This is a genomic window from Embleya sp. NBC_00888, assembly GCF_045207655.1.
Taxonomy (GTDB): domain Bacteria; phylum Actinomycetota; class Actinomycetes; order Streptomycetales; family Streptomycetaceae; genus Embleya.
The window spans coordinates 4173990-4189546 of the sequence record NZ_CP108785.1 but is presented as its reverse complement, the minus strand read 5'-3'; the positions used below and the strand labels follow the sequence as shown (position 1 = coordinate 4189546).

Below are 15557 nucleotides of genomic sequence, written 5' to 3'. Positions count from 1 at the left end.
CCCGATCCGCGTCATCGCATCCCCGTCACGGGATCGACAAGGCGGCGGCTCCCTCCCGCAGCAGCCCGGCCACCAGGACCGCGCGCTCGGGAAGGGAGCCCAGGTCCAGCCACTCGTGCCGGGCGTGCGCCCCACCGCCGGCGGGGCCGAGCCCGTCCAGGGTGGGGATGCCCAGCGCGGCGGTGAAATTGCCGTCGGATCCGCCGCCGACCCAGGCCTCCACGACCGCGCCCAGGCCCTGCTCCCGGGCCAGCCGCCGCGCGGCGAGCAGGAGCCCCCGGGACATGTCGCGTTCCAACGGGGGCCGGTTGATACCCCCCGCCAGTTCGACGCCGGCCCCCGGCAACCGGGAGCACAGCACGTTCAGCGCGTCCTCGACCCGCTCCAACTCCGCCCGCTCCCAGGCCCGTACGTCGACGTCGACGTAGCCCGACTCGGGCACGGTGTTGGTCGTGGTGCCGGCCCTGCCGACGGTGGGGGTGACCGTCGTGCCGCGACCGGTGTCCCCGAGCCCGCTGATCGCGAGCACCTGGTGCGCCAGTTCCACCAGGGCGTTCACGCCGAGTTCGGGCTCCAGCCCGGCGTGGGCAGCGCGTCCGCGCACGCCCAGCCTGTACATGGCCACACCCTTGCGGGCGGTCTTGACCGCCCCGTCCCGGCTGGGCTCCAGCACCAGCACCGCGCGGCAGCCGGCGGCGGCCTCCTCGATCAACGCGCGTGACGTGAGCGACCCGCGCTCCTCGTCGCCGGTGACCAGCATCCGCACGTCGTCGGCGCCGCCGGTCAGCTCCAGCGCGTCCAGGGCCGTCACCAGACCCGCCTTCATGTCGAACACCCCCGGCCCGGTCACTCGGCCCTCCGCCACGGTGAACGGGCGCTCGGCGAGCGTGCCGAGCGGCCAGACCGTGTCGGCGTGCCCGAGCAACAACACCGGAGCAGTGGCCGGATCGCGCACCCGCTCGTGCACGTAGAGGTGCGGCACCCCGTCGACGACCACCCGTTCGGACTCGCCCAACAGGCCGCCCGACCACGAGGCCAGCAATTCGTACAGCGGGTCCAGTCCCGGCACGTGGCCGGATGGCGTCTCCAGGTCGACCAGTTGTCGCAGTCGGGACAGGGAACGGTCGGTGTCGACCTTGCGGGTGGTGTTCAACGGGGCTCTCCCGATTCGACATTGCGACAGAACGAGGTCAGGGCGTGCGCCACCGCGTCGGGTGCCTCCTCGCACAGGTAGTGGTCGGCGTGCACGGACACCGCGTCGACCCGTCGCGCGTAGGACTTCCAGACCCGGGCCACGTCGAAGTTGCGTCCCACGTAGCTCCCGGCTCCCCACAGCGCGAGCAGCGGGGCTTCGATCAGGCGGCCCCGCTCGCGGTCCCGCCGGTCGTGCACCAGGTCGACGCCGGCCGCGGCCCGGTAGTCGGCGCACGAGGCGCGCACCGTGGCCGGGTCGAAGCAGCGCTCGTACTCGGCCATCGCCGCCTCGTCGATGTCCCGTCCGCCGGCGTTGCGACCGGCGAACCGGCTGCGCAGCCAGGCACGGGTGTCCGCCAGGATCAGCCGCTCGGGCAGGTCGGACGACTGTGCGAGAAAGAACCAGTGGAAGTACTCGGAGGCCATCGCCCGATCCACGCTCTCGAACATGTGCAGCGTCGGCACGATGTCCAGGACCGCCACGGACCGCACCCGCTCGGGGGAGTCCAGCGCCATCCGGTGGGCGACGCGTGCGCCCCGGTCGTGGCCGACGACCGCGAAGCGCGCGAATCCCAGGGACTTCATGAGCGAGACCTGGTCGGCCGCCATGGCCCGCTTGCCATAGGGGTCGTGGGAGGGGGTGTCGCCGGGTTTGTCGCTGTCGCCGTAGCCGCGCAGGTCGGCCAGCACGACGGTGTGCCCCGCCGCGATCAGTTCCGGGGCGACCCGGTGCCACATGGCGGACGTCTGCGGGTAGCCGTGGAGCAGCAGGATCGGCGGACCCTCGCCCCCGACGAACGCGTTGATCCGGACGCCGTCGCGGGCGGATTCGACCCGCCGCAGCCCGGGCAGCAGGCGCGCGTTCATCCGACCGCCCCGGTCCCGCGCAGCTCCTCGATGAAGACGTCGCACACCTGGTCCGTCGACAACTTGCCGCCGAGGTCGGGGGTGACCGAGCCGGCCGCGACGACCCGGCCCATCGCCTCGACGAGTCGTGCGGCCGCCTCCGCCTCGCCGAGATGTTCCAGCATCAGGGCGGCGGACCAGATCTGGCCGATCGGGTTGGCCGATCCGGTGCCGACGATGTCCGGCGCGGAGCCGTGGATCGGCTCGAACATCGAGGGCCCGCGCCGGGTGGGGTCGATGTTGCCGCACGGGGCGACGCCGATACTCCCGGCGAGGGCGGCGGTCAGGTCGCTGAGGATGTCGCCGAAGAGGTTGGAGGCCACGATCACGTCGAAGCGCGTGGGGTCCAGCACGAGCAGCGCGGCCAACGCGTCGACGTGGTACGGCGTCAGCTCGACGTCGGGGAAGTCGGCGGCGACCTCGGCCACCACCTCGTCCCAGAACGGCATCGTGTGCACGATGCCGTTCGACTTGGTGGCCGAGGCCACCCGGCCCGAGCGGGTACGGGCGAGCTCGAAGGCGTAGCGGGCGATCCGCTCGACGCCCAGTCGGGTGAAGACGGACTCCTGCACCGCCAGTTCGTGCGGACGGCCCCGATACAGCCGTCCGCCGATCTCGCCGTACTCGCCCTCGGTGTTCTCCCGCACCACCACCAGGTCGAACGGGCGCTCGTCGCGCAGCGGCCCGCGGACCCCGGGCAGCGAGCGCACCGGGCGCAGCGAGACGAACTGGTCGAACTCCCGCCTGATCGGGATCAGCAGCCCCCACAGCGACACGTGGTCGGGCACCTCCGGCGTGCCGACCGCGCCGAGCAGGATCGCGTCCGCTTCGCGCAGGCGTTCGATGCCGTCCACCGGCATCATCACGCCGCTCTCGGCGTGGAACGCGCAACCCCAGGGGTGCTCGGTCCAGGCCAGTTCGAATCCGTGTGTCGCGGACAGTACGTCGAGGACCCGCCGAGCGGCCGGCACGGTCTCTCGACCGATGCCGTCGCCGGGGATCGCCGCGATCCGATACGTGCGCACCTGAAATCCCCTCGCCGTTAGCAATGCTCATAGCCTAGGAGATAGCCACGAGGAATTGCTAGAGAGCAGCGCGGGTCGCTTTCGTCAGCGAAGACCTGTGCGTCCACCCCGAGCCGACCGCCGGGCCGACCGCCGGGCCGACCGCCGAGTCCGCACCACGAGCCGCGCCACCGGGCCGCACCACCGGGCTCCTCACCCGATCGCACGCGCCCGAACGAAGGCGGCTCGCGGCCCGGCGGCAATCGTCCGGCGCATCCCCCACCCGCACGCGCCCGCGGAACCCTCCCCCGAACCGGCGAGGCGACAAGGGTTTTCCCTGATTCGCGCTCCGGGGTCGGATGACTACCCTTTGATAGCGGTCCCCTCGACCTCCGGTGCCGCGGTGCCGAGCACGTCCCCCGTACCGAATCACCTCCGGCGCGCGCCATCGCGCGCCGTGCGATCCGCCCGAGCGGCCCGTCGTCGGCCTCCCACCGACGGCGTCCGTCGACACACGACGCAATCCCTCCGGCATCGGAGCGCTCCGATGCCGCCACGAGGAGGTACACGTGTGAAACGCAAACGCCTGTCCGTCCTGACGGCTGCCTTCACCGTCGCTCTCGCGATGGTCGCGGTCAACCCCGACCCCGCCGTCGGCGAGAAGGCACCGTCGTCCGCGGATGCCACGACGTCGGCCGAGTACAGCGTCGTCGGCGTGCGAACCACCCAACAGCGCAGCGCCATCGCGGCGACGGGCGCCGCCGTCAACGGTGTCGAGGACAGCCGCCTGTCGATCACCGCGACCCCGGAGGAGGTCCGGCGGATCAGGGCGCTCGGCTTCACCGTGAACGCGGAGGCCCCGCCCGCCCCCGGCGGCCGGATCAACCGGGACTTTCCGCCCGCGGACTCCGGCTACCACAACTACGCGGAGATGGTCACCGAGATCGACAAGGCGGTCGCCAACCACCCGACGCTGATCACGAAGCAGGTGATCGGGCGCTCCTACGAGGGCCGCGACCTGTACGTGCTGAAGATCTCGGACAACGTGACGGTCGACGAGGCGGAACCGGAGGTGCTGTTCACCCACCACCAACACGCCCGGGAGCACCTGACCGTCGAAATGGCCCTCTACCTGGTCAAGTTGCTCGGCGACGGCTATGCCGGCGACCCGCGCATCAAGGCACTGGTGGACAGCCGCGAGATCTGGATCATGCCCGATGTCAACCCGGACGGAGGCGAGTTCGACATCGCCACCGGTTCGTACCGAAGCTGGCGCAAGAACCGGCAGCCCAACTCCGGTTCGAGCAACGTCGGTACCGACCTCAACCGCAACTGGAATTACAAGTGGGGCTGTTGCGGCGGATCCTCGGGCAGCACGGGCAGTGAGACGTACCGCGGGCCCAGGGCCGAATCCGCGCCCGAGGTCAAGGCGGTGACCGACTGGGTGAAGGGCCGCGTCGTCGGCGGAAAGCAGCAGGTGACCGCGGCGATCGACTTCCACACCTACAGCGAACTGGTGTTGTGGCCCTTCGGTTGGACGTACGACGAGGTCGTGCCCGGCATGACCGCCGACGAGTACAACACGTTCGCCACCATCGGCCGGGCCATGGCGGCGACCAACCGCTACACCCCCGAGCAGTCGTCCGACCTCTACATCACGGACGGCTCGATCGACGACTGGCTGTGGGGCGATCAACGCATCTACGCCTACACGTTCGAGATGTATCCCGCGTCGGGCAACGGTGGCTTCTATCCGCCCGACGAGGTCATCGATCGCGAGACGTCCCGGAACAAGGCCGCCGTCCTGCATCTGCTCGACTACGCGGACTGTCCGCCACGCGCCATCGGCAAGACCTGCGGCGGGGAGCCGCCCGGCACGACGTTCGAGAACACCAACGACGTGGCCATCCCCGACAACGGCGCGGCCGTCTTCAGCGACATCGCCGTCACCGGCGTACCGGGCAACGCGCCCGCCGGATTCCAGGTCGGCGTCGACATCAAGCACACCTGGCGCGGCGACCTGACCATCGACCTCGTCGCACCGGACAACTCCGTCTACCGACTCAAGAACTCCAGTGCCAACGACTCGGCGGACAACGTCATCACCACCTACACCGTCGACGTCTCCGGCGAAGTCGCCAACGGCACCTGGCGGTTGAAGGTGCAGGACGTCGCCTCCGCCGACACCGGCAAGATCGACTCCTGGAAGGTCACCTTCTGAGCGGGTGCCCCGGCGGTTTCCCGTTTCGCATGACCTCGGCCCGGCCCGATTCCCCTTCGGGTCGGGCCGGACCGCGTGCGCGGCGGCGATCTCCCACCGACCCGGCGCGGCACGCGCGGCCCGAACGACCCACACCCACCGACGGGGGTTGATGCCGGACATGCCCGATGGCTAGGGTTCAGTCCGGAATTCCCCCTCTGCCGGGAGAGACGATGGCCGACCAGGTCGCCGGCTCCGCCGAAACCCTCGACCCGCCGTCGGCCCCCTTGGTGGGTCGGGCCGCACTGCTCGCCTCCGTCGAGTCGCGGATCGCCGCCGGAGGCAGCGTGGTGCTGACGGGGTCGAGCGGCATCGGCAAGACCACCGTGATCGGCGCCGTGTGCGGATCGGCCACGGCCCGCGGCGAGAGAGTCCTGCGCACGAGCGGCACCGAGATCGGTCGGCGGGTCCCCTACTCCGGGCTGGCCGCCCTGCTGCACCGTGTTCCGCCCGAACTGCCGGCCGCGCTGGCACCGGCGCAGCGCTCCGTCGTGGGCGACCTGCTCGCGGGCGAACACATCCGGATGTGCCCCGAGGCCTTCCCCCGCAGCCGCTCGCCGTGGGAGAGCCGGGCGTCCGCAGCCCGATTCCACGACCTGTGCGGGCGGGCCTGGCAGGAACTGCTCGAACGTTCCTCCGCGCTCTTCCCGACCCTGGTGGTGGTCGACGACGCGCACTGGCTCGACGCCGCCTCGGCCGACGTCCTCACGCACGCGCTGCACCACCTGGCCGGCCCCGACGTGCGGGCGCTGGTCGCCGGCGGGTGGCCCGAGCGGGGTGCGGCCGCGAACGGCGAGGACCTGCCCTGGCTGACCGCCCCGATCGCGGTCGAGGTGGCCGTACCGCCACTGCCGGCGGAAGACCTGGTGGAACTCTTCGACCGGCACGGAGTGCCCGCACGCGTCGCGAACAAGCTGCACGCGGATTCCGGCGGCAACCCGTACCTGGCCCTGGCCCTGGCGGGCGGACCCGCGGATCGGGCCCCGCGCCACGGCCGACCGGCGCCGTTGCCGCATCGGGTGCGCGCGTTGATCGGCGAGCGCGTCGCGCGCCTGTCCGCACAGACCCGCGAGACGTTGCTCGTCGCGGCGCTGACCACCCGCCCGACGCTCGAACTGCTGCTGCGCGCGGGCCGCGCGGACGCCGAGTACGACATCCGGGTCGCCGCCGCCACCGGGCTCGTGGTCGGCGAGGGAGGGCAGATCAGGTTCACGCCGCCGGCCGTGGCCGGCGTGCTCGCCGAGTCCGCGCGCGCCGACCATCGCGCGAGGCTGCACTCGGCCCTGGCCACGGTGGTCACCGACGCCGCCGCGCGCGTCCGGCATCGGGCACTCGTCTGCGCGGACCCGAACGCGGAGCTCGCCCGGGAGTTGGAGAGCACCGCCGCCCAGGCCCGCCGGCGCGGGTCCCGCCGGCTCGCCGCCGAGCTGTATCTGCTGGCCGCGGAGCGCACCCCCGCCGAGTTGGACGGCCGGCGACTGGATCGGCTGGTCGCCGCGGCGGAGGTGGGTGCCACCGCCGGGTTGTCGGAGGTCGTGCACCGGGCGGCGGACGCCGTGCTGGCCGCCGACGCGCCGGCCGCGCAGCGCGTGCGCGTGCGCATGGCGTTGATCGATCTCGCCGGCCAAGGGGTTTTGGACATGGACGAGTTGTTCGCCGCGGCCCTGCTCGACGCGGGTGAGGATCCCGCCCTGACCGGGCCGTTGCGATTACGCCGCTCGTGGGCGGCGATCGTCGCGGGCGAGCACGAACGCAGCGCCCAGCACGCCGACTCGGCGATCGCCTTGGCCCGTACGGCCGGCGACCGGGCCACCGAGTCGATGGCGTTGGCCGTGACGGCGATAACCGCGCGGGCCACCGGACGCGCCGACCACCGGCTGCACATGAACCGCGCGCTGGCGCTGCCGGAACCCGAACTCGACGGCCGGTTGCACATGACGCCGCGCTTCGTTGCCGCGCGATTCGCGGTCTTCGACGACCGGCTCGACGACGCCCGGCACGATCTGCTCGCGATGCTCGCCCGGACCGAGGGCGGCACCGGCGAGGAGATCGTCGCGGTCCTGCGCTCGTTGTCCGAGGTGTCCGCGCGCCTGGGCCGGTGCGCGGACGCGCTGCACTTCGCGGACCGGGCGATACGGATCGCCGAGGATTCCGGTCTGAGCCCGGGACCGGGTTGGTACAACGGCGCGATCGCCGAACTCGCCGGTGGCAGCGTGGCGCGGGCCGGGGCGTACGCGCAACGCGGTGTGCGCGCCTCGGAGCAGGAGGGCGACTCGATCTTCCTGAAGCGCCATCTGCATGTCCTGGGACAGGCGCGGTTGCGCTCCGGCGACCTGTGCGGCGGCATCGAGGCGTTGCGGCGGATCGCCGACCCGGCGCGGGACCGGCGGGTGTCCTCGCCGTCGATGTTGCGCTGGCACGGGGATCTGGCCTCCGCGCTGGCGCTCGGAGGCCGGCTCGACGAGTCGGAGCAGGTGATCCGGTCGGCCCGACAGGCACTGGACCCCGCCGACAACGGGCGGGGCACGAGCGCGCACCTCGACCGTGCGGATGCGGTGCTGTGCGCCGCTCGGGGCGACGTGGGGCGGGCCGTGGAGTTGCTCGACCACGCCACTCAGGTCTTCGAGGACCTGCGCCAGCCGCTGGAGGCGGGCCACTGCCTGTTGGTCCGAGGCCGGATCGAGCGCAGCCGCCGCCGGCACGCCGCCGCGCGCACCGCGGGGGCGCAGGCGTTGGCGCTGTTCACCCGGTACGGCGCACGGCCGTGGATGGAGCAGGCACGTCGTACGCTCGCCGGGCCGCCGGCGGCGGGTGGGCCGCCGACCGGCCCGCCGCGCTCCGATGCCGCCGCGGCGTTCGCGACGCTGACCGCGACCGAGGAGCGGGTGGCGCGGCTGGTCGCGCAGGGGGCGAGCAATCGGGAGGCGGCGGCGGCCCTGTTCCTCAGCGTGAAGACGGTCGAGGCGTCGCTGACCCGCATCTACCGCAAGTTCGCCGTGCGTTCGCGCACGCAACTCGGCTCGCACCTCCGCGACGCGTTGGGCCTGCCGGAGCACCCCCGCTGACCGGCCGTTCCGCGCCCCAAGCGGCGGCCGGCCCCTCCTCCCGTCGTGCGGATCCTGCCCCCGTTTGCCCCGGCCCTCGGGGAGGTGAACCATGGAGACAGGATCGCCGTACGACCCTCGCGCGCACCTGGAGCAGGACGATGTCGGGTCCTTTTCAAAAATTTCCGCTCGACGGGGGCTCGACCGCGGATCTGTATCTGCTCCGCTACGACAAGGACGGCGGGCTGCGCAGCCCGGTCGCCGAGCAGGAGATCAAGGACCGGCTCGCCGGGGTCGGCGACGTCTTCCTGTTCTCCCACGGGTGGAACAACATCTTCGCGCAGGCCCTCGATCGTTATCGCGGCTTCATCAGCGGGTTCATCGCCCAGCGGCAACAGTTCGGGGTTCCGGTTCCACCGGACTACCGGCCCTTGCTGATCGGCGTCATCTGGCCCTCGACCAGTTTCGTCATGCCGTGGGAGGCGGGCCCGAACATCGCGGCCGATCCGGATCCCGACGGGGCACAGGCGCGCCAGGTGGAGGAGATGCTCGGTCTGGTCACCGAGTCCCTGGACGCCGCGGCGGACCCGGAGTTCGTCGAGTTGGTGGACGGGCGCTCGACGATCGACTCCGATGCCGCGCTGCGTGCGGCGGAGATCGTGCTCGACGCGCTGCGGGCCGGCCGCGATCCGGACGATGGTTCGCCGCCGCCCACGGCGAAGGAATTGCTCACCGTCTGGGCGGCGTTGGACGGCGCCGGCGCCCCGGCCGCGCCCGCCGATCCGGACGACTTCGGCGTCGCGGGCGGTGCGTCGCCGGGTCTGCTCGTCGCCGGTGGCGGGGGTTTCGATCCCCGCGGTCTGCTGCGCACGGCCACCGTGTGGAAGATGAAGGCCCGCGCGGGTGAGGTGGGGAGCAACGGAGTGGGTCCGCTCGTGGCGCACATCCTGCGCGAGAGCGGGGTCCGACTGCATCTGGTCGGCCATTCCTTCGGCGCGAAGGTGTTGTTGTCCGCGCTCGCGTCCGCCGCCCCGAACCGTCCCGCCCGGTCGATGTTGTTGTTGCAGGCCGCCGTCAACCGCTGGTGCTTCGCGGCGGACGTCGCCGGCACCGGGCGCCCCGGTGGCTACCACGCGGTCCCGGAACTGGTGGAAAGGCCGTTGCTCACCACGTTCTCCGCGTTCGACGACCCGCTGACCAAGTTCTTCCATCTCGCGATGCGCGGAAGTCAACCGGGCGAACCGGGCGTCGCCGCGATCGGCGATCCCGAACTGTACGGTGCGCTGGGCGGGTTCGGCCCGGGCGGGGTGGAGGGGATCTCCGCCCGTCGACCGGCGGCCGTCCCCGGTGCGGAACGCTACGACCTCGGCGGCGGGTTGCGCGTGATCGCCGTGGACGGCGGGATCGAGATCGACGGTAAGCCGGCCATCACCGGGCACGGCGAGGTGAGCAACCCGGCCACGTGGTGGGCCATGCACGCGCTCGTGCGGCCCGACTGAAGTGCGGTACGGGCACGCCGACGCGCCCGCGACCCCGACCGTGGCCGGGCGCCGGCACGACGGCCCGGAACACACGTGGCCCACGTCGAAGGGAGCGATGATGGCCGAGGCTCTCATCGAGCGATGGCGCCTGGCGGTGCTGCGGGTACGGCTCGACCTGGCACGGTCCTCGCCGATCGCGACGGCCGAACTGGTCGGATATCCCGCCGACGGCGCCACGACCTACTGGCGCGCCGACTTCGACTACGGCGGATTCGGGCTCTCCGAGGGCACCGGGCCGCCGACGCGCCTGGTGGTGCCCCCCGACCTGGTCGAGGCCGTCACGCACTGCCTGGACGTGGACTTCGGGGCGGATACCGCGCTGTGGTTGCGGCTGGTGCCCCCGTACGGCCACCTGGGCGCCGTGCCGTGGGAGGCCGCCCTCGTACCGGCCACCGGTCGTCCGCTCGTGCGCGTTCCCGATCGACTGCCGCCGGGATCCGACCCGGGTCGGGTGTGGACCGTGGCCGTCGCGGTGTCCGTGGCACCGGACGCGCCCTGGGTCGCCGGCTACCTCTCGTCGTTCGTCTCGTCCCTGCGCTCCGCCGTCGCGGGCGACGTGGATGTGCACGTGTTCACCGACCCGGGCGCCGAACAGGCGTTGCGTACGCTGCTGCACGAGGGTCCGGACGAACCGCGGGTCCGGCTGCACGACTCCCGGGACGCCGTGCGGCTCGATCGCTCGGGACAACACGACCCACACGCCGGCGGCGACGTACTCCCCCCGCCGGGGCGGGTGTTGTGGGGCGACTGGATCACCGCAGGGCTCGACGGCCGCGCGGTGCGGGCGCTGCACATCGTCACGGACGGCGCCTTCGACGGTGATCGCCCCGTGCTGTCGGTGAGCGCCGATCCCGCGGTGCCCACCGCGGGATCCGGTCGCGCGTACGTGAGCGCGGACCGCGTGCGGCGCCTCGCCGACCGGATCGGCGCGTCCGTGTTGTCCATCGGCTCGCCCCCGGGCAATCCCTGCGACGCGGCCACCCGGATCATCGCCGACCACGTCGGTCTGCGGCGTGCGGGGCCCACCCTCTACAGCGCGTTGCCGCTGGATCCCGCCGGATACGCCTTGGCCCAGGCACACGCGTTCGTCGCCGGCGCCCCGGGATCGGTGCCGATACCGCGCGACCCCTCGCTGTTCGCGTACCTCCAGCCGGAGTTCGTCCAGGCCGCGCTCCAGGACCCTTGGCCCGATCCGGACCGGCCCGGCCAGACCTGGCTCAGCGGACGGGCGCCCATCGGCGATTCGGCGACCAGTGGGGCGATCCTGCCGGGCGCGCTCGGCGTGGCCGGCGGCGACGCGATCACCGCGCGCTACGCGGACGCCGATTCGGTACCGATGTGGGTTGCCGCGTCCACGCGTTACATCGAGAACCAGGTGGCCGCGCTGGTCCGTACGGCGGGCGTGCCGGGCGAGACGCCCGCCGCGAAGCAGGCCTACGACCTCGGGGTCGGGCAGGCCATCGCCGAACTGCGCGCCCTCGTCGACCGGCGGATGCGGGAGTCGTGATGCGTACCGTCCTGGGCTTCGAGCCGTTCGGCGACAGCACCGTGCTCAAGTTGCGGGAGGCACCCGCCACCATCCCGGGGCTGGGCACCAACGAACTCACCGACGTCACCGACCCCGGCGGCTCGATCGCCTCGCGCGGCGCGGCCCTGCTGGAGCGGCTCCTGCGCCATCCGGTGGTGAGTCGGGGGCTGGACGCCGCCCTGGCGCAGAAGACGGCCGCCGGACCGGGGCCGCTGTACCTGCATCTGGTCTCCCACCAGGCCGATCAACTGCCCTGGGAGCAACTGCTCTCCGCGTCACAGGGTTTCATCGCCCTCGACGCCCGCTGGCCGATCGCCCGTATCGCCGCCATCCGCAGCCCCGTCGATCGCCGCACGTTCGCTCCACCGCTGACCATCGTCGCCGTGCTGTCCGCGGCGCTGCGCAGTGGCGTGCCCCAACTCCAAGCGCTGCTGGCCGCCACCGCGCTGCCCGACGCCCGGGCGCTCGACACCCGCCTGCACGTGATCAGCGCCGAACAGGCCGTGCTGGATGCCGTCGCGGCGACCGGACGACCCGAGGTCACCGCCGAGGCGATGCCCGCGACCGCCCCGGAGCTGGCCAGGCGGATCACCGCGGCCCGGCCGCACATCGTGCACCTGTTGTGTCACGGCGGGGCCTCCGCCGGTGTGCGCACGCTGGCCTTCGCGCACACCGCCGACGTCGACGCCCGCGAACCGGTCGGCTCCGTACAGTTGAAGCTGCCGGACCTGGTGGTCGCGTTGTTGCCGTGCGCGCCGTGGCTGGTCGTGCTCGGGGCCTGCCGGACGGCACAGACCTCGGACACGCTCTCCCTCGCCCACGAGCTCGTCTCGCAGGGGTTGCCCGCCGTCGCGGGCATGCGCAGGCTGATCGACCTCAACGACACCGACCGGTTCTGCGCCGCGCTGTATCCGGAGGTGATCGCCACCGTCCGGATCGCCGTGAAGGAGGCCGGAGAGCACGAGATCGACTGGGCCGCGACCTTCACCGCGCCGCGCCAGGCGATGGCGCAGGCCGATCCGACCCTGACCGACTCGTGGTCGGATCCGGTGCTCTACGTACAGGACGATCCGCTGCGGATCGTCTCGAGTTCCGCGCTCGGTGTGTCCGACACGGCGAACCTGCAGGGCCGGCTCGACACGTTCGAGCGGTTCCGCGCGACGCTCGACCCGACCACCGCCGACCCGGGCCTGGTCGAGCGGGTCGACGCGCTGATCGCCGAACTGCGGGCCCGATCGGCCGGTGGTGATCCGTGACTCTGCCGTCGGACATCCAGCTCAACGCCTGGACCGGGGACGAGGTGGCACGAGCCACGACGGGCAAGGACGCGGCACTCTGGGGTGCCGGCACGCGCGGCATCCCGCGTTCGCAGGCCGTGCTCCCGTTCGGTCCGCCGGTCGATCCGCGCGACTGGCGCTCGGCCGACGTCGGCTACGGAATCCTGCTCCCGGACAGCACCGATCCGAATCTGTCCGATGCCGCGAAGGCGGCCGGCGAGGACGCCGAGGCGCCGATCCGCGAACTGTTGGCGGCCCGGCCGGACACCGTGGTGTTGCGCTGGAGCCCGGATCTGCCCGACCACCTCCTGCGCCGATACTTCGCGCACGACCAGCCACAGGAACCGGCCATCGGGTTGTCCGAGTTCGGCACCGGCCGGGGTCGGCTCCCGAGGTACGTGGCGATCGTCGGCGGCCCCGAGGTGATTCCCTGGTCCGTGCAGTACGCCCTGGGCACCCGGCACCTGGTCGGGCGCATCCCCCTGTCCGGGGAGCCGCTGGCCCACTACGCGCACGCGCTGCTCACGGACTGGAGCGACGCACCGGCCCGCACGGATCGGGCGCTGGCCTGGACGGTCGACCACGGTCCCACCGACATCACCGCGTTGATGCGCGCGGTGATCGCGTCACCGCTGGCCGATCGGCTCACGCCGCCCCCGCTCACGCAGTTCCGCGATCTCACCGCGGCCGAGGCCACGGCCGCCTCGCTACTCGGCACCCTGGCCGAGATCCGCCCCGGACTGCTCGCGACCTCCAGCCACGGTCGGACCGGACCGCTGGGCAACCCCGCCGAGATGCGCGCCACGCTCGGGCTGCCGGTCGACGGCACGCACACCACGGTGCCGCTGGGCACGCTGTGCGACGCCGTGCCCGGTGGCTGCGTCTGGTACGCCCAGGCGTGCTGTTCGGCCGGCGCCGCGGGCGAGAGCTTCTACGCCGGGCTGCTTCCGGTCGGCAGTTCCGCCTTCGGTACGGTCGAGGCCGTCGCGGGCCTGGGCACGATGGTGGCACCCGCGGCTTTGCGACTGCTCGGTCGGCAGGACCCGGTGCGGGCCGTGCTCGGCCATGTCGAACCCACCTTCAGTTGGACGCTGCAGGTCGAGGACACCGGCCAGGGGCTCGGCGGGCGCCTGGTCTCCGCGCTGTCCACGCACCTGTACGCGGGCGAACCGCTGGGCTTAGCGTTGGCCGAATACCGGGCCGACGTCGGCGAGTTGCACACCCGCTGGGCCCGGCTGCGGGAGGCGCTGGCGGGTGGCGACACGTCGGTCCGCGAGACGCTGACCAGGCTGCGCGTCTCGGCCCTGGACCGACAGAGCCTGGTGCTGCTGGGCGATCCCACCGTGGCCCTGCCCGCGTTGACCCACCCACCGTGACCCGACGTCCTCGACGGGCGCGCCGACCACCGGCCTCGATGATATGCCGTGCGGCTCGACCGATCGGCTCGGAGGGGCTCACGATCGGGTGCGGGTCGCCGTCCCCCGGTGTGTCGCGCCCGGTTCCGGTGTGCCCGCCCGCCACGATGGCCGGGTCCGCCCGGCGCGGGTCCGGGCCCGGTGGGAAGGGATGCCCATGCCACTGCGGAACTACGGAGTGCTGGCCGCGCGGGCGGTGGCGCGCGTACGCGAAGGCGCCACCGACACGCCGCACTACCAGATTCATCTGACCGACGACGCGGGCACCGCGTACCGTGCGGCGGTCAACGTGCTGTCCAGTCAGGCGCCGTCCGAGCTGCTGTTCGTGGTGGTGGAGGACTTCCGCCACCCGCTGACCGATTCCCTGCCGGCCCCGGGCAGCGGGTGGACCGAGCTCGCGTCTCGACCCGGCGGCGCCGCGCTCGACTTCATCCGCGCCAACCTCTTCGATCCGGCGACCGCCCGCCCGCTGCCGCCGGATGTGCCCGGCAAGGACAACGACCTGGCCGATCTGCTCGACCACTACGTGCAGCGGGTGATCGGCGACTCGGCGGCGGCGGTCTACCTGTTCGGCGAGCGCTTCGGCCCCGAACCCGGCAAGCCGGACCAGGTGTTCGGCTTCCTGCCCGGCAACGGCGTGCACGCCGTGCACATGAACCAGGGCAACAGCGAGGAGTTCCGCCCGGACGACGGGGTCTGGCAGGACGGCGGCCTGCTCATCCGCCTGCCGGACGGTCGCTGGGTGGCCGTCTTCCTGGCCTTCCAGTCCCAGGCGTGGCATACCGACGACACCACCGGCCACGCCCTGGACACCGCGCCGCCCCTCCCGGGCGCGGGCGAGGAACCGATGCGGATCGTCGCGGCACTGGTGAACCCACCGGGACCGGCACCCGAGGCGGAGACCGTCACGCTGCTCAACGCCTCCCCCGCACCGATCGCACTCGACGGTTGGCGACTCGTCGACCGCAACAAGGCCGCCCTGCCCCTCCCCGCGACGACCCTGGCTCCCGGCGCCACCCTGGTGGTCCCCGGAATCCCGACCTTCCAACTGGGCAACCGCGGCGGCATGATCACCCTGCTCGACCCCTCCGGCCTCAAGATCCACGGCGTCTCGTACACCGCCGACCAGGCCCGCCGCGAGGGTTGGACCATCGTCTTCTGACCGATCCGCCCCGCTCCGGTGATCACACGCGAAGGGGCGACGCAGCGCGCGTCGCCCCTTCGACGCGTGCTCCGGGCGACCGGTACCGGTCGCCGCGTCGCGCGCTCATGCGATCGCTCCTTCGTCGGCGCCCTGGGATTCCGGAGCCGAGGGGGACTCGTGCCCGCCCGTGGCCGGCCGATTCCACGTCGACGATGCCCGAAATCCGCGCGCCGCGAACGGTTCC

10 protein-coding genes are annotated in these 15557 nt (G+C 72.6%); 7 read left to right on the top strand and 3 right to left on the bottom strand.

All coding sequences use genetic code 11. The features are described 5' to 3' along the window. Positions 1-25: 25 nt before the first annotated feature. Genes OG948_RS52500 through OG948_RS52490 form a run of 3 tightly spaced genes read right to left on the bottom strand, consistent with a single transcriptional unit; the run spans position 26 to position 3125 of the window. Positions 26-1153, bottom strand: coding sequence for a M20 family metallopeptidase (locus tag OG948_RS52500; protein WP_331772167.1), 1128 nt, complete (start codon positions 1151-1153; stop codon positions 26-28). Continuing rightward, positions 1150-2061, bottom strand: a complete 912-nt coding sequence (locus OG948_RS52495; protein WP_331772166.1) for an alpha/beta hydrolase — start codon at positions 2059-2061, stop codon at positions 1150-1152. Before OG948_RS52495 ends, OG948_RS52500 begins: the two co-directional genes overlap by 4 nt. Continuing rightward, positions 2058-3125 (bottom strand): tartrate dehydrogenase, encoded by a 1068-nt coding sequence (locus tag OG948_RS52490; RefSeq protein ID WP_331772165.1) that lies wholly within the window; start codon positions 3123-3125, stop codon positions 2058-2060. Before OG948_RS52490 ends, OG948_RS52495 begins: the two co-directional genes overlap by 4 nt. Positions 3126-3675: 550 nt before the next feature. On the opposite strand from OG948_RS52490, the gene OG948_RS52485 reads away from it, so the two are divergent. The 7 genes from OG948_RS52485 to OG948_RS52455 all read left to right on the top strand — a co-directional run bounded on the left by OG948_RS52485 (position 3676) and on the right by OG948_RS52455 (position 15331). Next, complete coding sequence (locus OG948_RS52485; protein WP_331772164.1) at positions 3676-5325, top strand: M14 family metallopeptidase; 1650 nt, start codon at positions 3676-3678, stop codon at positions 5323-5325. A 212-nt stretch (positions 5326-5537) separates the two neighbouring features. Continuing rightward, positions 5538-8429: a LuxR family transcriptional regulator gene (locus tag OG948_RS52480; RefSeq protein WP_331772163.1), complete on the top strand. Its 2892-nt coding sequence runs from the start codon at positions 5538-5540 to the stop codon at positions 8427-8429. A 140-nt stretch (positions 8430-8569) separates the two neighbouring features. Next, positions 8570-9907, top strand: a complete 1338-nt coding sequence (locus tag OG948_RS52475; protein WP_331772162.1) for a hypothetical protein — start codon at positions 8570-8572, stop codon at positions 9905-9907. 100 nt (positions 9908-10007) lie between these two features. Next, on the top strand, positions 10008-11456 hold the full coding sequence (locus OG948_RS52470) for a hypothetical protein (protein WP_331772161.1): 1449 nt from the start codon (positions 10008-10010) through the stop codon (positions 11454-11456). Then, positions 11456-12733, top strand: a complete 1278-nt coding sequence (locus OG948_RS52465) for a CHAT domain-containing protein (protein ID WP_331772160.1) — start codon at positions 11456-11458, stop codon at positions 12731-12733. The genes OG948_RS52470 and OG948_RS52465 overlap by 1 nt, the downstream gene beginning before the upstream one ends. Then, entirely contained in the window at positions 12730-14130 is a 1401-nt protein-coding gene (locus OG948_RS52460; protein WP_331772159.1) for a hypothetical protein, read from the top strand. Before OG948_RS52465 ends, OG948_RS52460 begins: the two co-directional genes overlap by 4 nt. Before the next feature lie 196 nt (positions 14131-14326). Further along, positions 14327-15331, top strand: coding sequence for a DUF2278 family protein (locus OG948_RS52455; protein WP_331772158.1), 1005 nt, complete (start codon positions 14327-14329; stop codon positions 15329-15331). The last annotated feature ends 226 nt before the right edge of the window (positions 15332-15557 follow it).